General features: G+C 66.0%; 17 protein-coding genes. 11 read left to right on the top strand and 6 right to left on the bottom strand.

Features of this window, described 5'->3' with window-relative positions; translation table 11 throughout:
* Nucleotides 1–16 precede the first annotated feature (16 nt).
* Together AC3ITW_RS18690 and AC3ITW_RS18685 are read right to left on the bottom strand one after the other, a co-directional pair.
* Nucleotides 17–2,725 (bottom strand): TonB-dependent receptor, encoded by a 2,709-nt coding sequence (locus AC3ITW_RS18690; RefSeq protein ID WP_012512113.1) that lies wholly within the window; start codon nucleotides 2,723–2,725, stop codon nucleotides 17–19.
* Between the two features lie 143 nt (nucleotides 2,726–2,868).
* Nucleotides 2,869–3,888, bottom strand: a complete 1,020-nt coding sequence (locus AC3ITW_RS18685) for a glucokinase family protein (protein WP_012512112.1) — start codon at nucleotides 3,886–3,888, stop codon at nucleotides 2,869–2,871.
* Nucleotides 3,889–4,264: 376 nt separating this feature from the next.
* Here AC3ITW_RS18685 and AC3ITW_RS18680 point away from each other — a divergent pair, with 376 nt between their 5' ends.
* From AC3ITW_RS18680 to AC3ITW_RS18640, 9 genes are all read left to right on the top strand, one after another.
* On the top strand, nucleotides 4,265–5,554 hold the full coding sequence (locus AC3ITW_RS18680) for a sugar MFS transporter (RefSeq protein WP_006391721.1): 1,290 nt from the start codon (nucleotides 4,265–4,267) through the stop codon (nucleotides 5,552–5,554).
* A gap of 39 nt (nucleotides 5,555–5,593) precedes the next feature.
* Entirely contained in the window at nucleotides 5,594–6,661 is a 1,068-nt protein-coding gene (locus tag AC3ITW_RS18675; protein WP_006391719.1) for a LacI family DNA-binding transcriptional regulator, read from the top strand.
* Between the two features lie 7 nt (nucleotides 6,662–6,668).
* Nucleotides 6,669–7,697 (top strand): SIS domain-containing protein, encoded by a 1,029-nt coding sequence (locus AC3ITW_RS18670; protein ID WP_012512110.1) that lies wholly within the window; start codon nucleotides 6,669–6,671, stop codon nucleotides 7,695–7,697.
* Nucleotides 7,697–8,845, top strand: a complete 1,149-nt coding sequence (gene nagA, locus AC3ITW_RS18665; protein ID WP_489389834.1) for an N-acetylglucosamine-6-phosphate deacetylase — start codon at nucleotides 7,697–7,699, stop codon at nucleotides 8,843–8,845. Before AC3ITW_RS18670 ends, nagA begins: the two co-directional genes overlap by 1 nt.
* Complete coding sequence (locus AC3ITW_RS18660; protein ID WP_100469554.1) at nucleotides 8,845–9,912, top strand: acyltransferase family protein; 1,068 nt, start codon at nucleotides 8,845–8,847, stop codon at nucleotides 9,910–9,912. The genes nagA and AC3ITW_RS18660 overlap by 1 nt, the downstream gene beginning before the upstream one ends.
* A 309-nt stretch (nucleotides 9,913–10,221) precedes the next feature.
* Nucleotides 10,222–13,251, top strand: a complete 3,030-nt coding sequence (locus AC3ITW_RS18655; RefSeq protein ID WP_100435239.1) for an autotransporter family protein — start codon at nucleotides 10,222–10,224, stop codon at nucleotides 13,249–13,251.
* Between the two features lie 152 nt (nucleotides 13,252–13,403).
* On the top strand, nucleotides 13,404–14,567 hold the full coding sequence (locus AC3ITW_RS18650; RefSeq protein WP_079993556.1) for a S41 family peptidase: 1,164 nt from the start codon (nucleotides 13,404–13,406) through the stop codon (nucleotides 14,565–14,567).
* 3 nt (nucleotides 14,568–14,570) lie between these two features.
* Nucleotides 14,571–14,906 (top strand): hypothetical protein, encoded by a 336-nt coding sequence (locus AC3ITW_RS18645; protein WP_012512105.1) that lies wholly within the window; start codon nucleotides 14,571–14,573, stop codon nucleotides 14,904–14,906.
* 49 nt (nucleotides 14,907–14,955) lie between these two features.
* On the top strand, nucleotides 14,956–15,390 hold the full coding sequence (locus AC3ITW_RS18640) for an SseB family protein (RefSeq protein ID WP_012512104.1): 435 nt from the start codon (nucleotides 14,956–14,958) through the stop codon (nucleotides 15,388–15,390).
* Between the two features lie 69 nt (nucleotides 15,391–15,459).
* On the opposite strand, the gene AC3ITW_RS18635 is transcribed toward AC3ITW_RS18640, so the two are convergent.
* The 3 genes from AC3ITW_RS18635 to AC3ITW_RS18625 form a co-directional block, all read right to left on the bottom strand.
* Nucleotides 15,460–16,680, bottom strand: coding sequence for a multifunctional CCA addition/repair protein (locus AC3ITW_RS18635; RefSeq protein ID WP_485618386.1), 1,221 nt, complete (start codon nucleotides 16,678–16,680; stop codon nucleotides 15,460–15,462).
* Between the two features lie 114 nt (nucleotides 16,681–16,794).
* Complete coding sequence (locus AC3ITW_RS18630; RefSeq protein WP_006391668.1) at nucleotides 16,795–17,031, bottom strand: hypothetical protein; 237 nt, start codon at nucleotides 17,029–17,031, stop codon at nucleotides 16,795–16,797.
* Nucleotides 17,032–17,136: 105 nt separating this feature from the next.
* Nucleotides 17,137–19,122: a transglycosylase SLT domain-containing protein gene (locus AC3ITW_RS18625; RefSeq protein ID WP_100435242.1), complete on the bottom strand. Its 1,986-nt coding sequence runs from the start codon at nucleotides 19,120–19,122 to the stop codon at nucleotides 17,137–17,139.
* A gap of 151 nt (nucleotides 19,123–19,273) precedes the next feature.
* On the opposite strand from AC3ITW_RS18625, the gene AC3ITW_RS18620 reads away from it, so the two are divergent.
* On the top strand, nucleotides 19,274–19,681 hold the full coding sequence (locus tag AC3ITW_RS18620; protein WP_489389833.1) for an ExbD/TolR family protein: 408 nt from the start codon (nucleotides 19,274–19,276) through the stop codon (nucleotides 19,679–19,681).
* A 9-nt stretch (nucleotides 19,682–19,690) separates the two neighbouring features.
* On the opposite strand, the gene AC3ITW_RS18615 is transcribed toward AC3ITW_RS18620, so the two are convergent.
* Nucleotides 19,691–20,296: a hypothetical protein gene (locus tag AC3ITW_RS18615; RefSeq protein ID WP_489389832.1), complete on the bottom strand. Its 606-nt coding sequence runs from the start codon at nucleotides 20,294–20,296 to the stop codon at nucleotides 19,691–19,693.
* 98 nt (nucleotides 20,297–20,394) lie between these two features.
* On the opposite strand from AC3ITW_RS18615, the gene AC3ITW_RS18610 reads away from it, so the two are divergent.
* Complete coding sequence (locus tag AC3ITW_RS18610; protein WP_012512101.1) at nucleotides 20,395–23,256, top strand: TonB-dependent receptor plug domain-containing protein; 2,862 nt, start codon at nucleotides 20,395–20,397, stop codon at nucleotides 23,254–23,256.
* Nucleotides 23,257–23,300: the final 44 nt, after the last annotated feature.

Raw genomic sequence — 23,300 nt, 5'->3', positions numbered from 1 at the left:
TGTTGCCGCCGCTGGATCAGTACTTGAAGCGGAAGTTGAGGTAGTACTGGCGACCGTTGCTGTAGAACGAGGTCGGGATGGCCGCGGTCTGGTAGTACTTGTAGGTCGGGTTGTTGAGGTTCAGGCCATCCAGGCTGATGCTCAGCCAGTCGGTGGCCTTGTAGCTCAGCGATGCCGACAGCGTGCCGAAGTCATCCTGGTAGTACGGGTTGGCACCGGACAGGCCGATCAGGAACGACGAACGGCGGGTGTAGCTGAGGCGTGCACCGAAGGTGTCGTTCTCGAAGTAGGCACCCACGTTGTAGGTGTTCTTCGAAGTGCCCAGCAGGTTGTCGCTGCCGTCGGCCCAGGTATGTTCGGTGCTGCCATCGGCGTAGGTGTAGTTGGCATTGACGCCGAAGTACTCGCCGATCGGCTGCTCATAGGCCACTTCGATGCCGCGTACCTTGCCGTCGGCGTTCCTCGGCCGCGAAATGTTGTATTCCTCGAGGCGGTTGGTCAGCTCGCTGAACAGCATTTCCTTCTCGGTGCTGAAGGCCACGTAGTCCTTCAGGCGCATGGAGTAGGCACCGACCGACAGCATGCCGCGCGGCATGAAGTACCACTCCAGGTTGGCGTCGAAGTTGGTCGACACCACCGGCTTCAGCTTCGGGTTGCCGCCGCCGCCGGTCCGGTTCAGGTCCGAACCGTAGGACGAGGCGCCCAGCGCCGAGAAGTCGGGCAGGGTCTGGGTCTGCGACGCAGCGAAGCGCAGCACCAGGTCATCGCGCAGGTCGAACTTCAGGTTGGCGCTGGGCAGCACGCGGTTGTGCTTGTTGTCGAAGGCCTGGCGGGTCCAGGCACCGAACAGGCTGCTCACGTCCGGCACGGTCGAACCGGTGGCTGCGGCGTAGGTGTCGATGTCCTGCTTGATGTTGACGTAGCGCAGGCCGACATTGCCGCTCCAGCGGTCGCCGCTGAGGTTGGCCTGCACGTAGGCGGCGAAGTTCTTCTCCGACACCTTCCACTCGGCGCCGTAATTGTGGCGGCCGGTCGGACCGTCATTGCCGGACAGCCAGGTGGAGTTGTTGGTCACCGCATCCTTCAACGCGCCCGGCGTGAAGTACCACAGGTCGCGCGGGAAGCTGCCACCGATGCCGTTGGCGAAGCCACCCGGGAAGTTGGCGGTCGCGCCGTTCTTCAGGGCATTCCAGATTGCGCCGGGGGTTGCGCCTTCCGGCGACTTCGCTTCACGCTTGTGGTCGCCGAAACGGGCACCGAAGTCGAGCGAGTTGAGGACGCCGGCATTGCTGAAGTACTGGTTGAAGTCGACCGTGGCCCACTTCTCCTTGTCGATCGCGGTGACCTGCTGGTTGCCCCAGGTACCGAAATCGGTCACCCCGCCCGGGCTGATGTTGCCACCAACGTTCCAGTCGATCGGCGAGCCGTTGCCGTGGGTCGACCAGTTGGCACCGCCACCGCGGGCCAGGTTGACCTCGGCGATGTACTGGCGCGGCGTATCGCCAGTGCCCTTGGTGTTGCCGGCCTGGAACTTCATGCCCAGGTTGTCGTTGATCTGCCAGTCGGCATCGAAGGTGATGTAGTTGGTCTTGGCCTTCGACTCGCGGTAGATCATGTCGTAGACCGCGTAATCGCGATCGGCCTGGCCGGCAAAAGTGGCATTGGTCAGCACGCCATCCTTGACCACGTAACCCGGATTCGGTGCCTGGCCGGGGATCAGAGTCTTGTTGCCGTTGGCATCTTCAACAGTGCGGTCGTTGAGGATGCGGCCGCCCCACAGCATGAAGTTGCGGTTGTAGTTGTTGGCCTTCAGTTCCGAGCTGAAACCTTCCAGGCCCAGGGTCAGGTTGTCCAACGGCTTGAACTGCAGCGAGACCAGGCCGCCCTTGCGCTCGCGGGTCTGTTCGAACAGGGTCGAGCCGAGCAGGCCCGGCGCGTACACGCCCGCCAGGTCCGGGTTGGACTTGGCAACGGTGCCGTTGGGATCGATCTGGAAGAAGCCGCCCGGCACTTCCTGCGCTTCGCGGCGCAGTTCGCGCTTCTGGCTGAAGGCCTGCACCATCACGCCGAAGTTGCCTTCGTCATTCTTGTAGTTGAACAGCGCCGACAGCTGCGGGTCATTCGACTTGGCCTGGTCCGAACGCACCATGCCGATCGAGCCTTCCGCAGTGAACTGCTTGGAGAATTCCAGCGGCTTGCGGGTGAGGATGTTGACGGTACCGGTGGTGCCGCCGTCCTGCAGCTTGGCCTGCGAGGACTTGTTCACTTCCACCGAGCGCACCAGTTCCGACGGCAGCAGCGAGTAGCTGACGCTGCGGCCGACGTTGTTGCCCTGGCTGAGCACGAACCAGTCGGCCGAACCGACGGTGTGGCCGTTGATCAGGGTCTGGGTCAGGCTCGGGCTGGTACCACGCAGGCTGACACGGTCGGCTTCGTCGAAGCCGCCTTCATCGGCGCTGGACGAGCTGATGTTGACGCCGGGCAGGCGCTGCAGGGTGTCGGCGACGTTGTGCGCGGGCAGCTTGCCCACGTCCTCGGCAGTGACCACTTCCACGCGCGCATTGGATTCGCGCTTGGTGTCCAGCGACTTTTCCATCGAACCACGGATACCGGTGACCTGCACGGTGTCCAGGTCGGTGGCGTTCTGGGCGGCTTGCTGCGCATGCGCACTGAAGGCGATGCAGCTGACGATGGCGGCCGAAAGCAGGGTCTTGCGGGTGTTCATGATGTCTCTCCTCATCACTCGAATGGATGCCGGCGGCGGTGTTCGATTACGGTTGCGATGACATGCGCGGGGCGGCGGCGAAGTCCCGTGCGTTGGCGTGCCACGTACTGCGTGCTGCGATTGCGTTGAAGCCTGTTGCGGTGTCAGGCGGCGGACTGCTGCTGCAGGTACCAGCTGGCAGCGCCGACCACGCCCAGCTGGCCGTGTTCGACCACCTTCACCGGGATGCGTGCCAGCGCTTCGCCCATCGGCCCCTTCTGCAGGTAGCGTTCGACGAAAGTGCTGCCGCGCAGGTATTCGCGGATCTGCGGCAGGATGCCGCCGGCCAGGTAGACGCCGCCATGGGCGCCGTAGAACAGGGCCATGTCGCCGATGGTGCTGCCGAGCAGGCCGCAGAACACATCCAGCGCCTGGCGCGCGTGCGCATCGGTATCGGCCATGGCCGCGGCTGTGACCGCGTCGGGGCTGGCCAGGGTCGGCGCCTGGTCCTGCAGCGCACACACCGCGCGGTACAGGTTCATCAGGCCCGGGCCGGAGATCGCATGTTCGATCGACACGTGCGCGCGGTCGCGCTGCATGTGGCGGACGATGGCCATTTCCAGTTCGGTGCTGGCCGCCAGGGTGGGCTGGCCGGCTTCGGTGGGCAGCACAACCGGTCCGTGCGCGGTGGGAATCCACAGCGCGGCACCCAGACCCGTGCCGGGGCCGACCACCAGGGTCGGGCCTCGGGCGGCGGTGTCCGGCCCGCACAGGTGCAGCACGCCACTGGCGTCAACCTGCGCGGCGGCGTAGGCCACGGCTTCGAAGTCGTTGACGATGTAGACCCGCTGCAGGCCGACGTCGGCCTCCACCTGGCGCGCCGACAGCGGCCATGGCAGGTTGGCAGTGATCACCGTGCCATCCTCGCGGGCATAGCCGGCGCTGGCGACCACGCAGTGCGTGGGCCGCGAGCCTTCGCCGAGGAAGTCGGACAGGATCGCGCTGAGGCCGGCATGGTCGGCGTTGCGGTACTTGCGGTACTCCAGCACCTGCACCGGATGGGCAGCGTCACCGCTGGCCTGGACCCGGGCAACGCGCACATGGGTGCCACCGACGTCGGCGGCCAGGAACGAGGGCGCGACTCGGGACAGGACATGGGCCGGGGCGGGGTGGCTGGCGGTCACGCGGGCTCCTGCAGCAGGTGGGGCCGGACCCAGGATCGGGGGCGGCGATTGGGGCGGAGTCTGTAACCGCGTTGACAACGATGTCAACGAGTTCGTGACACTTTCGTTGCTGCGTCGCAACGAATGCGACATGCAGTAAACGTTTACATGGCGTGAGTGCTGCTTTCACGCGGGAACCGTTGCAGCATGGGGCTCAAGGGCTGGTGCGCATTCAGCGCGGGTCGCTGTTGAGGGGTTGCGCAGTGCAGCACGAGGTTTGCGGAGGCGTGCGTGGAAGTTGACAAACCGCAGCTGTCCATCGAAAGAATGTGACAACGTTGTTCCCAGCCACTCTCCGACGCCGCGTTCTGCGGCCGTCGCCGCAGGAGCCCTCCTGATGTCCGCCGTCCCCGCTGCAAGCGCGCGCCCGAACGTGGCCACCTCCATCGCCATCGTTGGCGTGTTGTTCTTCCTGATCGGCTTCTTCACCTGGCTCAACGGCCCGCTGATCACCTTCGTCAAGTTGGCCTTCGAACTCAGCGAGGTCGGCGCCTTCCTGGTGCTGATGGTGTTCTACCTGTCCTACTTCTTCCTAGCCCTGCCGGCGTCGTGGATCCTGCGCCGTACCGGCATGAAGAAGGGCCTGAGCCTGAGCCTGCTGGTGATGGCCGGTGGTGCCGCGTTGTTCGGTGAATTCGCCACCCAGCGCTGGTACCCGGGTGCGCTCGGCGGCCTGTTCGTGATCGGCAGTGGCCTGGCCCTGCTGCAGACCGCGATCAATCCCTACATCTCCATCCTCGGCCCGATCGAGACCGCGGCGCGGCGCATCGCGCTGATGGGCATCTGCAACAAGATCGCCGGCATGCTCGCTCCGGTGTTGATCGGTACCGTGGTGCTGCATGGCATCGGTGACCTGTCGGCCACGGTGGCCGCTGCGGACGAAGCCACCAAGGCGCAGCTGCTCAACGAATTCGCCGCCAAGATCCACGCGCCGTACCTGGCCATGGCCGGCCTGCTGGTGGTGCTGGCGGTGGCCGTGCTGTTCTCGCCGCTGCCGGAAATCAAGTCCTCCGAGGCCAACGCCACGCCGGTGGCTGCCGGTGCCGCCGAGCGCCGCAGCATCTTCCAGTTCCCGCACCTGTGGCTGGGCGTACTGTGCCTGTTCGTCTACGTGGGCGTTGAGGTGATGGCCGGTGATGCGATCGGCACCTACGGCCATGGTTTCGACCTGCCGCTGGACCAGACCAAGATGTTCACCTCGCTCACCCTCGGCGCGATGCTGGTGGGCTACGTGGTCGGCCTGCTGCTGATCCCCAAGGTCGTGTCGCAGTCGCGCTACCTGACCATTTCGGCGGTGCTGGGCGTGGTGTTCTGCCTCGGTGCCTGGGCCACCCACGGTTATGTGTCGGTGGCCTTCGTGGCCCTGCTGGGCTTCGCCAACGCCATGATGTGGCCGGCAATCTTCCCGCTGGCGATTCGCGGCCTGGGCCGTTTCACCGAGACCGGCTCGGCGCTGCTGGTGATGGGCATTGCCGGTGGCGCGATCATTCCGCAGCTGTTCGCCGTGCTCAAGCAGCACATCGACTTCCAGCTGGTGTTCGTGCTGCTGATGGTGCCCTGCTACCTGTACATCCTGTTCTATTCGGTGATCGGCCATCGCGCCGGCCTGCCGCAGGACAAGGTCTGATCGGCGATGATGGACGGCAGCCAACCCCAGGGGAAACCGATGCGCAGAGCGACCATCAAGGACGTTGCGGAGAAGGCCAAGGTCTCGTTGAAGACGGTCTCGCGGGTGATCAACAACGAACCTTCGGTGATGCAGGCCACCCGCGCGCGGGTACTGCGTGCCATCGCCGAGCTGGACTACGAGCCCGATCCGTCGGCGCGCAACCTGCGCAGTGGCACCACCTTCGTGATCGGGCTGGTCTACGACAACCCGAACCCGTACCACATCATCGGCGTGCAGAACGGCGTGCTGGCCGCGTGCCGCGAGACCGGTTTCGGCCTGCAGATCCATCCCTGCGATTCCAGCTCGCCGCTGCTGGCCGACGAGCTGGCCGATTGGGTGCAGCGTTCGCGCCTGGCCGGTCTGGTACTGACCGCGCCGATGTCCGAGCGTCGTGACCTGATCCAGGCGCTGACCGCGCGCGGCATCAAACTGGTGCGGATCATCGCGGCCACCGAAGACCCGGCCGACGGCGCCTGCGTGTTCGTGGACGACCGCGAGGCCGCCTATGAGATCACCGAGCACCTGATCCAGCTGGGCCACCAGCGCATCGGCTTCCTCTGGGGCGGCATCTCGCACCGTTCCTCGGGTGAGCGCTACGCCGGTTACGAAGCTGCGCTGAAGGACTACGGCATGACCGTGGACAAGCACCTGGTGGTGCAGGGCGACTACACCTTCGACGATGGTTTCCGTGGTGCGCGCCGCCTGCTGGCGCTGCGCGAACCGCCCACGGCCATCTTCGGTTCCAACGACGAAATCGCCGCCGGCGTGCTGGCCGCCGCGAAGTCGGCCGGCATGAACGTGCCCTACGACCTGTCGATTGCCGGTTTCGAGGACAGCCCGTTCTCGCGCCAGTCGTGGCCGCCGCTGACCACCGCCAAGCAGGCCACCGAAGACATCGCCCGCCATGCCGCGCGCCTGCTGATCGCACAGCTGCGCAGCGACGCCTACGACGACGCGCCGGCACCGCTGCACAACCAGGGCTTCGTGCCGCAGCTGGTGGTGCGCGGTTCGACCGCGCCAATGCGCCCGGCCGGCGCACGCCCCCTTCCTTCCGATCCTGCCTGAGCCTGCCATGTCGCTGTCAGACCCCACGTCCACCCTGATGTTCGCCGAAGCCGCTGAAGCGGCCGACGTGGTCGCGCGCCAGTTCTCGCGCAACCACGCCACCATGGAAACCCTGGCTGCCAGCCTGCGCGCCGCGCCGCCGCCGTTCGTGGTCACCTGCGCACGCGGCAGCTCCGACCATGCCGCCACCTATGGCAAGTACCTGCTGGAAACCCAGCTGGGCCTGGTGGTCGCATCGGCTTCGCCGTCGGTGGGTTCGGTCTATGCCGCACCGCTGCAGCTGCGTGGCGCGCTGTTCATCGTCATCTCGCAGTCGGGCAAGAGCCCGGACCTGCTGCGCAACGCGGAAGCTGCCAAGGCCGCCGGCGCGCGCGTGATCGCACTGGTCAACGTCGAGGATTCGCCGCTGGCGCAGCTGGCCGATACGGTCATTCCGCTGCATGCCGGTGCCGAGAAGAGTGTGGCGGCGACCAAGAGCTACCTGGCTTCGCTGGCCGCATTGCTGCAGCTGGCCGCGTACTGGAAGCAGGACAGCAGCCTGCGTAATGCGCTGGATCTGCTGCCGGATGCGATGCGCGAGGCCTGGCAGTGCGACTGGACGCCGGTGACCGAGGGCCTGGTCGAGGCGACCAACCTGTTCGTGCTCGGCCGTGGCCTGGGCCTGGGCGCGGCGCAGGAAGCCGCACTGAAGTTCAAGGAAACCTGCAGCCTGCATGCCGAAGCCTACAGCTCGGCTGAAGTGAAGCATGGCCCGATGGCGCTGGTCGACCGCGGTTTCCCGGTGCTGGCCTTTGCCCAGCCGGATGAAACCGGCGCCGGCACCCGTGCCGTCGTCGAGGAATTCACCGCGCGCGGTGCACAGGTGTGGATGGCCGGTGCCGGTGGCAACCTGCCGGTAGCGGCCGCGCCGCATCCGCTGTGCGCACCGCTGCTGACCGTGCAGAGCTTCTACCGCGCGATCAACGCGCTGGCGCTGCGTCGTGGCTTCAACCCGGACTTGCCGCCGCACCTGAACAAGGTCACGGAGACGGTGTGATGGCAACGGTCCTGCGCAATGCCCGCGTCCTTGCCGGCGACGAATTCCGCGATGATCTGGCGGTGGTGATCGAGCACGGCCGCATCAGCGCGTTGCTGCCCGATGCAGCGCCGCAGCTGGGCCAGGCCGCCGAGCAGGTTGATCTGGGCGGTGGCTGGCTGCTGCCTGGCTTCATCGATGTGCAGGTCAATGGTGGCGGCGGCGCGCTGTTCAACAACACGCCGGACGTGGCGTCGCTGCGGACCATCGCGCAGGCGCACCGCCGCTTCGGTACCACCGCGATGCTGCCGACGCTGATCAGCGATGACGTGGGCGTGATGCGTGAAGCCATCGATGCGATGCGCGAGGCGATCGCGCAGGGTGTACCAGGGGTGATCGGCATCCATCTGGAAGGACCGTACATCGCGCCGGCCCGCAAGGGCACGCACGATGCCAGCAAGTTCCGCTTGCCCGACGAAGCAGAGATCGCGCTGGCCGCATCGCTGGACAACGGCGTGACCCTGCTGACGCTGGCACCGGAACGCGTGCCGCTGGAGACCATTCGCGCGCTGGTCGAGCGCGGCGTGATCGTTGCCGCCGGCCACACCGCAGGCACCTATGAAGAGATCCGCGCCGGCCTGGATGCCGGCGTGCGCGGCTTCACCCACCTGTACAACGCGATGTCGCCGTTGCAGGGCCGTGAGCCCGGCGCGGTCGGCGCTGCGCTGGAAGACCGCGACAGCTGGATCGGCATCATCGTTGATGGTGTGCATGTGCATCCGGCCAGCCTGCGCGTGGCGCTGGCGGCCAAGCCGCGCGGCCGCCTGCTGCTGGTCACCGATGCGATGCCGCCGGTCGGTGCCGACGATCCCAGTTACGTGCTGTACGGCGAAACCATCACCGCCATCGATGGCGTGGTGCGCAATGCGGCCGGTTCGCTGGCCGGTTCGGCGCTGGACATGGCCACTGCCGTGCGCAACACCGTGCAGCTCCTCGGCCAGCCGCTGGCCGAAGCCGCGCGCATGGCCTCGACCTATCCGGCGCAGTTCCTCAACGTTGACGATCGCCTGGGTCATATCGCCGAGGGCTACCAGGCCGACCTGGTGCTGCTGGACGATGCCCTGCGGGTACGTGGCACCTGGATTGCCGGACAGTACGAGGCCGCCTGATGAACAGTTCGCCGCCACGCCGGCTGGGCTCGATCGATGCCCTGCGCGGCATCACCGTGGCGGCAATGCTGCTGGTCAACAACCCGGGTGATTGGAGTGCGGTGTTCGCGCCGCTGCGTCATTCGGAATGGCACGGCTGCACGCCCACCGACCTGGTGTTCCCGTTCTTCCTGTTCCTGGTCGGCGTGTCGATGGCGTTCAGCGTGGCGCCACGCGCGCTGGACGTGGCCTTACGACCCGCGCTGGCGCGCGGCGTTCTGGAGCGCGCACTGCGCATCCTGGTGGCCGGTGCGCTGCTGCACCTGCTGATCTGGTGGGCGCTGGATACCCATCACTTCCGCATATGGGGCGTACTGCAGCGGATCGCGGTATGCGCGGCGCTGGTGGGCGTGCTCGCGGTGTATGCGCTGCCGCGCGTGCAGGTCGGTGCGCTGATCGTGCTGTTGGTGGGGTACACCGTACTGCTGCTCGGCATCGGTGACCTTGCGCCGTGGACCAATCCGGCCAGTCGTCTGGATACCGCGCTGTTCGCACCGTGGATCTATCAATGGCACGCCGATACCGGGCTCGGCCATGACCCGGAAGGGCTGCTGAGCACGCTGGGCGCGTTGGCCAGCACGGTGCTTGGCCTGCTGGCGGGTGGCCTGCTGCGCAACCGGCGCACTGCTGCGTTGGCTGGGCTGGGCGCGGTTGCTGCCGTGCTGGGCTTGCTGCTGGCCGTGGTACTGCCGTTGAACAAGCAGCTGTGGACGCCCAGCTACGTGCTGTGGACCGGCGGCCTTGCGGCGCTGGCGCTGTGGCTGGGCTACGTACTGATTGACCAGAAGGGCTGGCCGGCACTCGGCCGGCGCTTCGGGGTCAATGCGATCACCGCGTATCTCGGGGCATCGGTGATGTCGGTGGTGTTGATGGCCACCGGCGCCTGGGGCTGGATCTGGCAGCAGTTGGCCACCGCGATGCCGCAGACGCTGGAGCTGGCGTCGATGCTGCAGGCGCTGGTGTTCGTCGCACTGTGGTGGGGCGTGGCGTGGTGGCTGGACCGGCGGAAGATCTATCTGAAGATCTGATGGCGCCTAATCCACGCATGGCGTGGAACTACTGGCGATGCGCTTCATTGCACGTGGCGTGGATCAATCGGGCAGGGCGCGATGGATCAGTAGATCCACGCCATGCGTGGATGCTTTGCACGCGATTACCGAATGCCGAAAGAATGAACGATTTCAGCCACATCACATCGGCGTGAGGGGCGGGCGATTTCACATCTGAACTGTGATTTCCCGCACGAAAGTTCACCTGCCAAACGGTTCACCACACGGCAGACTGCAAGCGCAGTGCCGCACATACGCAATTCCTGATTTCCCGACCAGGAGTGCCCCATGTCCCGTGCCGTTCCGCGTGCGTTCCGCCCGCGCCGCCTTGCTGTTTCCGTGTTGCAGGCCCTCGCCGTTCCGTCCCTGCTTCTGACGACCGCCAGCGTCGCCTGGGCGGGCTGCAACAACCCGGCACCGACCGCCGGCCAGACGGTCACCTGTGATGCCAACGCACCGAATCCGCAGACCGTTCCCATCACTGCCAGTGGCGTGGCCGGAATCACCGTCAACGTCGCCAATGGTGCCCAGTTGCAGCAGAATGGTGGTGGATCGGCCATCGCGCTGGTCGGTGCCGGCGGGCACCTGCTGTCAAACCAGGGCGCGATCAGTTCAGTGGGCGGTGTGGCCGTGCAGCTTGGGGGCGGCAGCCGCGTCGAGAACCTTGGCAGCATCAGCACCGGCAACACCATCGCCCTGCAGTTCGTCGGTGGCGGTAACAGCGTGTTGATCAACCGCGGAACCATCAGTGGCCGCACAGGCGTGCAGTTCGATGCCGGCAACGATCGCCTCGAGATGCAGGCCGGCAGCATCGCCGGAGGTGTCCTGCAGGGTGATGGCAACGATGTGCTGCAGCTCAGCGACGGTACGATCGACAGCGTCGACCAGGGCACCGGTGATGACCAGGTGACCGTCACCGGCGGCACCGTCACCGGTGTGGTGGTGCAGGGCAGCGGCCGCGATGATTTCGTCATGAGTGGCGGCACGATCGGCGCGCTGCAGCAGGGCGACAACATCGATACCTTCCGCATGAGCGGTGGCCGCATCATCGGTGCGTTCGAGGATGGCGACCAGGCCTGGATGACCGCTGGCCGCGTCGGCCGCGTCAACATGAAGCTGGACAAGAATCTGTGGGATCAGTCCGGCGGCATCGTTGAGGGCAACGTGGTCACCGGCTTCGACACCGACACCATCATCATCTCGGGTACGGCCTACATCGGCGGCAATATCAGTGTCAGTGGTGGTGCCGACAGCGTGACCATCACCGATGGCACCGTGCGCGGCCAGGTACTGCTCAGCACCGGCAACGACATCTTCAACTGGAGAGGTGGCGGCATCGTCTACGGCGCGATCGACATGGGCCCGGACAATGACGTGGCCAATCTCGGCAGCCTCAATCACGCCAACCTTGGTGCGGTGCCGCTGTTCGACGGTGGCAGCGGCATCGATCAGCTCAACTTCAACAACGTCAAAACCGCTGGCGTGGGGCGCTTCCAGAACTGGGAGACGATCAGTCTGGCCAACAGCACCGAGCTGACCTTCGATGGCGATCTGGTGCTGGGTGACAGCGGAACCGGCACCGGCACGCTCACGGTGGATGACACCAGCACTGTCTACGCGGGCAGTGGCGGCCATGCCGTCCGTCCGTTCAACAGTGGCGCACTGGTGGAGATGGTCAATGCCGGGCGCATCGATCTGACAGGTACCGGCGCCGGTGATGTATTTACCGTCCGCGGCAACTACCGCGGTGACGGTGGCGGGCTGTACCTGCGTACGGTGTTGGGGGCGGATAATTCCACCAGTGATCGACTGGTGATCGATGGCGGTACCGCCACTGGCACGACGGGCATCGGTGTCCTCAATGCTGGAGGCAGTGGAGCGGCCACGCTGGCCGACGGCATCCTGGTGGTGCAGGCCCTGAATGGTGCGACGACCTCACCCGGTGCTTTCTCGCTGTTCGCGCCAGTGGCTGCTGGTGCCTATGAGTATTTCCTGTTCAAGGGCGGTGTCAGTTCCGGCAGCGGCGAGAACTGGTACCTGCGCTCGACCGTGGTGGCCGGGCCGGCACCGGCGCCCAACGGAATCGGTGTCAACACCACGCCACCGCCACCGACACCCCCGGTGGCACCGCCGCCACCCATTACCCCTGCGCCGCCACCGCCACCCGAGGGTGCCACTGATCCCGATCTGACCGCCGGCGAGACCGCGCCACCACCGCCACCGCCTGAACCGGCGCCTGTCGCCCCGCCCAGCGATCCGGCGGTGCCGGACGTGCCGGTTGCGGGTGGCAGCCTGCCGGGTATCGGGACGCCGCCGACGCCGGGTGCACGCCCCGCCGAGGGCACAGTGGTACCGCTGTACCGCGTGGAGACCGCCACCTATGCCGTGGTGCCGCCGCTGCTGCGCGAGACCTCGCTGGCCAGCCTCGGCACGTTCCACGAGCGGCAAGGCGAACAACGCCTGCTGTACAACCAGGGCGCATTCCGCACTGCCTGGGGCCGTCTGGTGGGGCAGAGCAGCGAGATCCACTGGAAGGGTGATGCGCAGCCGGGCTTTGATGGCGATGTGATGGGCCTGCAGGCAGGCCTCGATGTGTGGGCCGCGGCCAATGACAGCCATCGCAATCAGATCGGCGTGTTCGTCGGCCGCACCCGCGCGCAGGGCAAGACCACCGGCCTGGCGCTGGGCTGGGAGAACGTACAGGTGGGGCAGAACCGCCTGGATGACAAACACGTGGGCCTGTACTGGACGTTCACCGACAGCAGTGGTGGCTACATCGATGCGGTGGCGATGCAGAGCCGCTACGACGGGCGCGCTCGCTCATCGCGTGGGCTCGGCTTCGGGATCAAGGGCGATGGCACCAGCGTGTCGGTGGAAGCGGGCAAGCCGTTGCTGCACTTCGGTCAGTCCGCATGGTGGCTGGAACCGCAGGTACAGGTGATCTGGCAACGCACCTCGCTGGATGACCGGCGTGATGATGTATCGAGCGTGCGCTTCGACAATGACAATGCCTGGACCGGTCGTGTTGGCCTGCGCCTGGCCGGCGATTACCAGTTGGCCGACAACGGCTGGCAGCCGTATTTCAAGCTCAACTACTGGCATGGCCGTTCCGGTGAGGATCGCATCCGCTTCGATGATGACGTGATCATCAATTCGCAGCGCTCGCGTTCGCTGGAAGCCGGTGTAGGCGTGGTCGGGCGCTTCAACCGCACCATCAGCGCCTATGCCGTGGCCGATTACGCGCGCGAACTGGGCGGCGACCGCAACGAGAAGCGCCGCATCATCGAAGGCAACATCGGCCTGCGCGCGGACTGGTAGCGCCGGGCCACGCCCGGCGGCGCCTCCCCGCGCTCTGGTAGGTGCCGACCTTGGTCGGCACCTATTCCGCCGACGCCATGAACCTGCTCTGGTAGGTGTCGACCTTGGTCGACACGAACCCTGCCGGTCGGGGACATCTGTAGAGCCGAGCCATGCTCGGCTGCTTCAGTCGCAATCCCCCCAACCCGAGCATGGGCTCGGCTCTACAGCACACTGGCGCGTGGCGAGATCGGTCCCGCCCCGGCTATCCTGCGACTTCGATACATGACAAGGAGTCGTCGATGCTGGATCTCATGAGCGTGCGCGCCCCCCTGCTTGCCACGCTGTTGCTTTCATCTTCTGTCGCAGTCGCAGAGGAAACGGTGGAGTTGCCCTCGCCCGAAGCACGTGAACAGATGCTGCAGCTGCTGGAAACCCAGTCCCTGTACCGCGACCGCGTAGATTGGAATGACGTGCGCGCGCGCCTGACCGCCGCAGGCGATGACCGCGCGCAACAGCGCCGTGTTCTGGATGAGACCGCCGCACGTAGCAGCGGAGGCCACGGCCGCTGGTTTTCGCCCAGCGAGCAGCGTCAGCGCTCCGAACGTGCCCAGCGCTTGAATGCCGGTCAGGCGACCGCCCTCGCTGCGCCCAGGCACGCCAATCCCCGCATCGGCGTGCTGCGGGTGAGCCCCTTCGTGGAAGACCAGCAGCGCAGCGAACCGGAACGTTATGAAGCACGCAAGGTCTACGCGCTGGCGTTGCAGGAGCGTATCGCTGGCCTGGATGACGGCACGCGGTGCGGCTGGGTAGTGGATGTAAGCAGCAATGGTGGCGGCAACATGTGGCCGATGTTGTTTGGTTTGTTGCCATTGCTGCATGGAACACCGGATACGCAGGGGGCGTTGATCGGCGCTTTCCGTAGTGCCAATGGATTGCTGTGGTGGCGGCAGGCGGAAGGTGAAGTCGTGCAAGGCAATGCATCGATGCTGCGTTCACGACAGGGCGCGTATCGGCTGCGTGTGGGCACGGCACCGGTGGCGGTGGTGATGGGGGCAGGCACTGCCAGCTCCGGCGAAGCAGTGGCACTCGCGTTTCGAGGGCAACCAGGGAGTCGTAGTTTCGGCCAGCCGAGCGCGGGCTTTTCTACCGGCAATCGACCGACGACGCTGGTGGACGGTACCACCTTGCTGTTGACCCACAACGTCATGACCGACCGTAACGGCCAGGGCGACGGTGGCAGGATGCAGCCGGATCAGGCTACCCCCAGCGGACCGGCCACCCTTGCCGCCGCCCAAGCCTGGCTGCTGGCCCAACCCGCCTGCCAGGGCAGCTGATCGATGATCCTGATCGGCCAGCACGAACGGGTGGTGACCGTCGGCCCAACCGAAGCCCATCACTGCCTGCGTTGCCAGACGGAAACCGAGTTCGCGCCCCAGCTGCGCTACAGGATGGCGCGCATCGACCTGCTGTTCGGTTTCACCTACCAGCGCCGTTACGAGCTGGCCTGCAGCCGGTGCGGGTACGGCTGGGTGCTGGACACCGACACCATGGACCAGCAGCTGGGCGGGGTACCGATCCCGTGGCGGCATCGCTTCGGCCTGCCACTGATGCTGGTGGTGGTGGTCGGTCTGGCCCTCTCGGGCTGGCTGTGGCGGCACGGGTTCATCGGTTGAGGGCCGGGGCTGTTAAAGTCTGTCCTGCAATCACGTACCGGAACCGACCATGGACCACGACACCCCGTTCGAACCCCTCAACGACCTCGAGGTGCGCCTGCTGCAGGCCCAGGACGGCACGCTGACCGCGTCGCAGTTCCTCGATGGCCTGCTGACCTCGACGGCGTTCGTGTTGCTGGACAAGGCCATCGGCGAAGACGGTGCCTGGGATGAGAGCATCTCGCCGCTGGTGCTGACCAGCGAGAGCGGCGAGGCGATGTTCGCGGTGTTCACCGCGCCCGAGCGTGCTGGCCTATGGCATGAGCAGCTGCCGCAGTTTGCTCATGCAATGCCGATCGCGGTGCACGCGCTGCTGGCCGGTATCGGCGACGGCGTCGGCCTGGTGCTGAACCCGGGCCTGGACGTGGGCATGGAGATGATTCCCGATGCCGTGGCCCAGCTGAAGCAGCGTGCGGCGGCGATCACCCGCGGCATGGCGCACTGAATACAGGGGTTGTCTGAGTGCCGGCCAGCGGCCGGCACTACCCATGGCAGTGCGCGCAGCCGCTGCGGATCAACGGGCGGCGGCGATGGCTTTCACCCGTGCCTTGGCCAGCGCTTCGCCGATGGCGGGACCCTTAAGGTGCGTCGTATCCAGATCCCGTGCCTGCACTGACAGCGCCGCCTGATGCAGGCGCTTGAGCGTCTCGCCCTGCGGGTAGTCGCTGTCCTCGAATCCAAGCCGACCGCGCTTGTCGGCTTCGCAGCACAGCGCGATGCGGGCCACGCGCTCCGGTCGGCGCAGCGCATCGCATCGTCCCAACAGCTCCAGCACGGTGGCGTCGCGCAGTTCGTCGATGCGGTGCACGTTCAAATGCTCGCGACAGACGGCCTCGGCCAGCTGCTGGTGCTCGGTGGGAACCCTCAGCCGTGCGCACAGTTCCTTCAACGGCTTGATGCCACGCTGCTCGTGCATGATGTGGCGCGGCCATTCTTCCGGCGGAGTCAGGCCCTTGCCAAGATCGTGGGTCAGCGCGGCGAAGCCGACCAGGTCGTCGCCCGGTGCCAGCTTCGCGGCCATGTCGCTGACCATTTCCTGGTGGATGCCGGTGTCGACTTCCGGGTGGAATTCGGCACGCTGCGGTACGCCATACAGCGCTTCCAGTTCGGGCAGGATCGGGCCCAGTGCATGCGCGTCGTGCAGCGTGCGCAGGAAGGCCGAGGGCTGTGCGCTGACCAGCGCCTTGCGCAGCTCCTGCCAGACGCGCTCGGGCACCAGCGCATCCAGCTCGCCGCTGGCAGCAACATTGCGCATCAGGTCCATTGTCTCCGGCGCGACCGTGAAGCCCAGTGGCGCGAAGCGCGCCATGAAGCGCGCCGCGCGCAGCACGCGCAGCGGATCTTCCACGAACGCAGGACCGACGTGGCGCAGCACGCGCTGTTCAATATCGCGCACGCCGCCATAGGGGTCGACCAGCGTGCCGGTGTCTTCGTCGCAGGCAATCGCGTTGATGGTGAAGTCGCGGCGCTGCAGGTCTTCTTCCAGCGTCACCGCCGGATCGGCGTCGACCACGAAGCCGCGATAGCCGCGGCCGGATTTGCGCTCGGTGCGTGCCAGCGCGTACTCCTCGCCGGTCTTCGGGTGCAGGAACACCGGGAAATCGCGGCCCACCGCAGTAAAGCCCTGCACTTCCATCTGCGCGGGCGTGGCACCGACCACCACCCAGTCACGGTCACCGGCAGGGCGTTGCAGCAGGCGGTCGCGTACGGCGCCGCCGACAAGATAGATCTTCATGGGGGGATGATCGCATGGTAGGAGCATGAGCATCGGTAGTGCCGGCCGCTGGCCGGCAACCCCTGGGCAAATAGCGGTTGCCGGCCAGCGGCCGGCACTACCGACGCAGCGGCATCACGGCAGGCCGCGCCACTCCGGCACGAACAGGCCGGCCACGAACCACAGGCCGTAGACGATCCACAGGCAGAGGAAGTACAGCTTGATCTGCGCTTCGTCCCACAGGCTGCCCCAGCTGTCGACGAAGGCCAGCGACTTCCAGCCTTCCATCCAGGCCGCGCCACCCCAGCGTAGTACCCAGGTGGCAAACAGGCTCCAGGCGGTGAACATCCCGATCCAGACCAGCAGGCTCATCGTTTCCCCTCCCCGGGAAATGGATGTCGGGTAGTGCCGGCCGCTGGCCGGCAACTCTTGGGCAATGGCGGATGCCGGCCAGCGGCCGGCACGACCGTGTTGCAATCAGTCGCCGCCCTGGTCAGCGTTGGCGGCGCAGCTGAAGCTCTTGCGCTTGTCCACCAGGCGGCCCATCAGGCGGTCGCTCAGCGGCAATGCATCGCCATTGAGGCGCCAGTCGTAGATCACGCTGAAGGCCAGCACGCGTGCCACATACTCGCGGGTTTCCTTGTAGCTGATGGTCTCGATCCACAGGTCGGGGTCGTAACCCGGGCGCTGGCTCTGCCAACGCGCGGTCGGGGTCGGGCCGGCGTTGTAGGCGGCGATGGTCACGTAGGGCAGGCCGTCGTACTTGTTCATCAACTGGCGCAGGTAGGCGGTACCGATGGCGATGTTGGTGTCCGGGTCATACAGGCTGTCGGCACCGCCGTAGCCGGTCAGGCCGATCGACTTGGCCACGCCGGCACCGGTGGCCGGCAGCACCTGCATCAGGCCCATGGCATTGGCAGGCGAGCGCGCACGCGGGGTGAAGGTGCTCTCGGCGCGGATCTCCGCCGCCACCCAGGCCGGATCGATCGCGTTGCGTGCCGATTCGCGGCGGATGGTGGCGTCGTGGTGCAGCGGGAAACGCAGGTCGTACAGGCGCTGTTCCTGCGGCTGCTTGCCGAGTGCGAACACGGCGCGGTCGAACCAGCCGTTGTCCTGCGCCACGCGCACGGCAAGGCGGCGCTGGGTGTCATCGAAGCGCGACAGCGCGCTGTTCCACTCGGCCACGGCCCAGCCGGCGCGGTCGATCTGGTACAGCGCCATCGCGCGCTGGATGGCCGGATCGCGTGCGATCGTGGCTTGTGCCTGCGCGCTGTCGTTCGGCTTCCAGGGGCACAGCGTGTATCCCTGCTGCAGCTTGTCGGCCGCGAGGAAACCGTGGAAGGTTGGTGCGCGAGCAGCTTCGCGGAACAGCGCCTGCGCCTGCTGCGCCTGGCCGGTCTTCTCCAGCATGCGCCCTTCGAAGTAGCGCCAGCGCGGATCACTGCGCTGCTTGCTGGCCATCTTGCGGATCGCGGTCAGCGCCGCCGGCCAGTCACCGCGCGACATCGCTTCGCGCACGCGCCATTCGTGCAGGCGTTCGTCGTACGCCGATTCGGGTACCGCGTTGAGGCGGCGCGCCGAATCGGGCAGGTAGGAGGCCACCGTCCACAGCGCGATCTGGTACAGCACCTGGCCGCGTTGCTCGGCACTCAGGCCCAGCGCCTGGGCGTACTGCGGCAGTTGCTGTTCGGTGGCGCCGGGGTCGGCCTTGGCCAGCTTGGCCAAGCCGTCGGTAGCGATGCGCCGGCTGCGCTCGTTGCGCGGCCAGTTCAACGCGCTGGCATTGGGCTTGTCGACAAAAGCAGCGTAATTGCTGGCCAGTGCCAGGTCGGTGGCGGGCAGGCCGCGTGCGGCGCTGCGCATCACGGCCGGCTGTTGCGCGTCGGCGGCGGCATCGATGCGTTCCCAGCGCAGAGCGTCGCTCAGACCACCCTGCGCCTGCAGCACGGCGAAAACGGCATCACAGCCGTCCGGCAGCGACTTGCCGTTCTTGCGCCACAGGTCCTGCGCTTCACTGATCCACTGTGGATCGACCTTGCCTGTCACCTGGCGTGCGGTCAGCTGCGCACAGCGCAGGCCGGCGTTGTCGGTGGGCGTCCAGTTGGCCAGCAGGGTCGGCCAATCCTGGCGGCGTGCGACCGAGGGCAGCCACACACTGCGGAAGGTATTGGCCACGGCTTGGCCGTCATAGCGCTTGAGGAAGGCCTGCGCCTGCGCGGTATCGACGGTGTCGATGTTGCGGCGCAGGTTGGCGTACTCCAGCCAGCCGTATGCCGGATGGCGGCTGAGTGCGGCGGCTTGGCCGGGATCGAACTGGCCGCGTTCGGCGGCAGCGATCGCGGCCTTCAGCTGCGCGTTCTGGGCGTCGAGGGACTGGGCATTGGCGCAGCCGATCAGCAGCGTGGTGGCCAAGGGCAGCAGGGACAGGGCAGTTGAAGAGCGTCGGGTCATGGCGACCAGCATAGCGGGCAGTGGCTGAATTCAGGTTCGCATCGCGTGCACGCGGTGGGCCGGCAACGGCAGCTGAATGCTCATGCTGCGGGCACTGCCTCGCGGGTCTGCGGGCGACGTAGTGTCGGGCTTGGGCGAACGGCCCGGCTGCAGGGAGCGGCACATGGCGTTCAGTAGCGCAGGAAGAAGCGGCCCGCTGGCGGAGATCAATGTCACGCCACTGGTGGATGTGATGCTGGTGCTGTTGATCATCTTCATCGTGACCGCGCCGATCGTGGCTCGGCCGATTGCCGTGCAGTTGCCGCAGGCCACCGATCGCGTGGTCGACCGTCCCGAACCGCCACCGCCGATCGAGCTGCGCCTGGATGCGTCCAACCAGCTCAGCTGGAATGGCCAGCCAATGGCCATCGGCGATCTGCAGGCGCGCCTGCAGGTGCAGGCGGGCGAGCATGCCGGCAACCTGCCGGAGCTGCGCATCGCCACCGATCCGGCGGCCGAGTACGAAGGCATGGCCCGGATATTGGCTGCGGCCGAAACCACTGGCGTGGAGCGCATCGCGTTCGTGCGATAGGGCGTTGTCTCACTGCCGCTCATGCGGTGATTGCTGCATGAGCGGCGCTTCCCCTGCTGACAGCGTCGCATCCAGAATCCGCAGAAAGGCCGTTTCAATCTGCGCTGGAACAGGGGTTGGATGTGCTCGCCACTTTTTGGCCTTGGGCTCATGTTCAACGTCGAAAGCAGTCAGCTCGGCTCTTTCGAAATCCACCACAACCGTCAATCCTTCTCCCGAGGCCAAGGCCGCATCGCTGGGAGAGGGGCAGTTGTTGCACTCGATCAGGCCGCCTGCTCTCGATTCACCTGCCGGGGAAAGAAGCAGCGTCATCACCGTCGTGACACCCAGCACCGCACTCACCGCTTTCATGATCGACCCTCCCGCGAATGGCTGGAGGTGCGAGTCTGCGCTGGATCGATTAGCGGCGCCTTCTGAAAGAAGGAATTTCAAACTATTCCTGAAACGGTCCGGCAAAGACCTTTTCCATGAATGCGGCAGCTGTCGGCGCGCGCTGTCGCAGCCGGCATCAAGGCTGCCTGTTGTGAACAGTATCGCCCGGTCATAACCTGCAGCTATCTGACGTAATCCGCCGCTAAATGCGTCAAATCCGCGTGAAAGAGTGTCGATCATCACGCCGCGACTTTTACCACTTGTTTACAAAGGAGACGCTGCCGCCATGCAGGGGGGAGCGCGGCAGTCCATGTCCCGACATTCCTTTGGAGAGAGAGCGAATGATTCACCTGCATCACCGCCCGTTGGCGGTTGCCGTCGCGCTGTGCGTGACGGCCCTGGCACCACTGGGTGCCGCTGCACAATCCACCACCAACCTCGATGCGGTGGAAGTGACCGGTACCCGCATCAAGCGCGCTGAAGTCGAAGGCCAGGTACCGATCCAGACCCTGACCCGCGGCGACATCGAACGCACCGGCCTGACCTCGATCGGCGAAGTGCTGCAGCAGCTCACCGGCTCTGGTTCGGCGCTCAATGCCAAGTTCAATTCGTCCGGCAACTTCGGCTTCCCGCCCGATGGCAGCGGTGTAGGCGCCGGCTCGGCGCAGGTCGATCTGCGCCACCTCGGTGCCAAGCGCGTACTCGTGCTGGTCGATGGCATCCGTTGGGTCAATGAGTCGTCCGCGTCCGGCGTGGGCTCGGCCACCGACCTCAATACCATTCCGCTGGCCATCGTCGAACGCATCGAAGTGCTGGAAGATGGCGCTTCATCGCTGTACGGTTCCGACGCCATCGCCGGCGTAGTCAACATCATCACCCGCCGCGATTTCGACGGTGGCCAGGTGACCTTGAACTACGGTGAGTACAGCAAGGGCGACGGCACGCAGAAGGGCGTTGACCTGGCCTGGGGCAAGAGCGGTGACCGCTACAGCCTGTTCCTCGGCGCCAGCTGGACCAAGCAGGACCCGGTGTTCGCCAAGGATCGCGAGCAGTCGCGCTTCCCGATTCCGGGCACCGGCCTGGCATTCGGCAGCGGCGGCATTCCGCAGGGGCGCTTCCGCTTCACCGATCCCAACACGGGAGCGGTGCAGGACATCGTGCCGAACACCGGCGCCAGCAATCCGCGCTATGACGGTAGTGCTGGCTGCAATCGCAGCGATGACTACCACTGCTTCACCAGTGCCGACCGCTTCAATTTCGCCGAATACAACATGGTGCTGACACCGTCGGAACGGAAGGGCCTGTTCGGTCAGTTCCGCTTCGACATCACCGACAACGTGCAGTGGTACGTCAAGGCACTGGGCAACCGCCGCGAGTCGACCAATCAGGCCGGGCCGGAGCCACTGTTCTTCGGTCCTGATGGCGCCACCGGCAATCCGCTGGCCGACAACATCGTGGTCTCGCGCTTGAATCCGTACAACCCGTTCGGCTTCGATCTGGTGTCCTCGGGCAACATGGCACTGATCGGTCGCCGCCCGGTGGAAGGCGGTGCGCGCGTGTTCGAGCAGAAGGTGGATACCACGTACTTCGCCACCGGTCTGGTCGGTGACTTCCATGCCGCTGATCGCAGCTGGTACTGGGACGTCAACGGCATGTACAGCAAGAACAAGGCCGAACAGACCAACTACGGCAGCTACAACATCTACAACGTCAACATGGCGCTGGGCGATCCTGCTATCTGTGCGGCGACGCCGGGGTGCGTGCCGCTGAACATCTTCGGCGGCGTCGGTTCGATCACGCCGGACATGCTGAAGTGGATCCAGCCGGTGGTGCGTGACCGCAGCCAGAACGAACTGAGCCTGTTCACCGCCAACCTGTCCAGCGAACTGTTCTCGCTGCCGGCCGGCCCAGTGTCGTTCGCCACCGGTTTCGAGTACCGCAAGTACGAGGGTTCGTACCAGCCGGATCCATTGACCGTGGCCGGCCATTACAACGGCGTGCCATCGCAGCCGACCTCGGGTTCGTATGACGTCAACGAGGCTTACCTGGAACTGAGCGTACCGATCTTCGCCGACTCCTCGTTCGGCAAGAAGCTGGACCTGAGCCTGGCCGGGCGCTATTCGGACTATTCCACTTTTGGCGGCGAGTTCACGCCCAAGTACGGCCTGCGCTGGCAGGTGACCGACGACTTCGTGCTGCGCACGACCTATGCGGAAGGCTTCCGCGCGCCGTCGATCGGCGAACTGTATGGCTCGGCGGCGCGTGCCGACCTGCAGCTGTTCGATCCATGCTCGGTGGGCCTGGGCGGTACGCCGCCGCGCGGCAGTGCGGCCAACTGCGCTGCGCTGGGCGTGCCGGCCGGCTTCCAGCAGGCCAACTCGCAGATCTCGGTGACCACCGGCGGCAACCGCGAGCTGGACCCGGAGCGTTCGCGCAGCTTCAGTGCCGGCTTCGTCTGGAGCCCGTGGTTCGGCAACAACACCTCGTGGTCGGAACGCTTCGACGTGGAAGTGACCTTCTACCGTCATGCCATCGACGGTGCGATCCAGGCAATCAACGCACAGACCCAGCTGGACCTGTGCGTGGATACGTTGGACCCGATTTACTGCGAGGGCATCACCCGTGCCAATACCGGTGCGGTCAGCAGCTTCAACAATCGCCTGACCAACCTCGGTTCCATCAAGACCGACGGCTGGGACGTGGATCTGTTCTGGACGTTGCCGCAGTCGTCCATCGGCCAGTTCAAGCTGGGCTGGAAGAACACCTTCGTCGGCCGCTATGAGGCCACCGGCGCGGCTGGCCAGAAGCAGCCGCAGAAGCCGGGCGTGGAAGTGGCCGACAGCTCGATTCCGGAATGGACCAGCAATGCCAGCATCGGCTGGACGCTGGACCGCTGGAGCGCCAACTGGACGGTGCGCCACATCTCCGAGCTGACCGAGAACTGTGGAGATGCCGCTGCGTTCCCGGTGTGCAGCAACCAGGCCGCCGGTACCAATACGCTCTCGGCCACCACCTTCCACGACATGCAGGTGGGCTACAAGATCGACTGGATGAAGGGGCTGCAGCTGACCGCTGGCCTGAACAACGTGTTCGACAAGGATCCGCCGATCTGCCTGTCGTGCTCGTTGAACGGCTACGACGCTTCGACCTATGACATCCCGCGTGGCCGCTACTGGTATCTGCGCGCGGACCTGCGTTTCTGATGTGAGAGCGGCGCCGGGCTCTGCCCGGCGCCGTTGCACGGTCG

This window comes from Stenotrophomonas sp. KH_052, assembly GCF_057838755.1.
This window is presented reverse-complemented; position numbering and strand designations above follow the sequence as displayed.

Bases quoted from the DNA above. Each gene is read 5' to 3' on its own strand.
- AC3ITW_RS18625 (WP_100435242.1), bottom strand. From the start codon at position 19,122: ATGCTGGTCGCCATGACCCGACGCTCTTCAACTGCCCTGTCCCTGCTG.
- AC3ITW_RS18640 (WP_012512104.1), top strand. From the start codon at position 14,956: ATGGACCACGACACCCCGTTCGAACCCCTCAACGACCTCGAGGTGCGC.
- AC3ITW_RS18650 (WP_079993556.1), top strand. From the start codon at position 13,404: ATGCTCGGCTGCTTCAGTCGCAATCCCCCCAACCCGAGCATGGGCTCG.
- AC3ITW_RS18645 (WP_012512105.1), top strand. From the start codon at position 14,571: ATGATCCTGATCGGCCAGCACGAACGGGTGGTGACCGTCGGCCCAACC.
- AC3ITW_RS18670 (WP_012512110.1), top strand. From the start codon at position 6,669: ATGTCGCTGTCAGACCCCACGTCCACCCTGATGTTCGCCGAAGCCGCT.
- AC3ITW_RS18660 (WP_100469554.1), top strand. From the start codon at position 8,845: ATGAACAGTTCGCCGCCACGCCGGCTGGGCTCGATCGATGCCCTGCGC.
- AC3ITW_RS18630 (WP_006391668.1), bottom strand. From the start codon at position 17,031: ATGAGCCTGCTGGTCTGGATCGGGATGTTCACCGCCTGGAGCCTGTTT.
- AC3ITW_RS18655 (WP_100435239.1), top strand. From the start codon at position 10,222: ATGTCCCGTGCCGTTCCGCGTGCGTTCCGCCCGCGCCGCCTTGCTGTT.
- AC3ITW_RS18635 (WP_485618386.1), bottom strand. From the start codon at position 16,680: ATGAAGATCTATCTTGTCGGCGGCGCCGTACGCGACCGCCTGCTGCAA.
- AC3ITW_RS18680 (WP_006391721.1), top strand. From the start codon at position 4,265: ATGTCCGCCGTCCCCGCTGCAAGCGCGCGCCCGAACGTGGCCACCTCC.
- AC3ITW_RS18620 (WP_489389833.1), top strand. From the start codon at position 19,274: ATGGCGTTCAGTAGCGCAGGAAGAAGCGGCCCGCTGGCGGAGATCAAT.
- nagA (WP_489389834.1), top strand. From the start codon at position 7,697: ATGGCAACGGTCCTGCGCAATGCCCGCGTCCTTGCCGGCGACGAATTC.
- AC3ITW_RS18675 (WP_006391719.1), top strand. From the start codon at position 5,594: ATGCGCAGAGCGACCATCAAGGACGTTGCGGAGAAGGCCAAGGTCTCG.
- AC3ITW_RS18690 (WP_012512113.1), bottom strand. From the start codon at position 2,725: ATGAACACCCGCAAGACCCTGCTTTCGGCCGCCATCGTCAGCTGCATC.
- AC3ITW_RS18610 (WP_012512101.1), top strand. From the start codon at position 20,395: ATGATTCACCTGCATCACCGCCCGTTGGCGGTTGCCGTCGCGCTGTGC.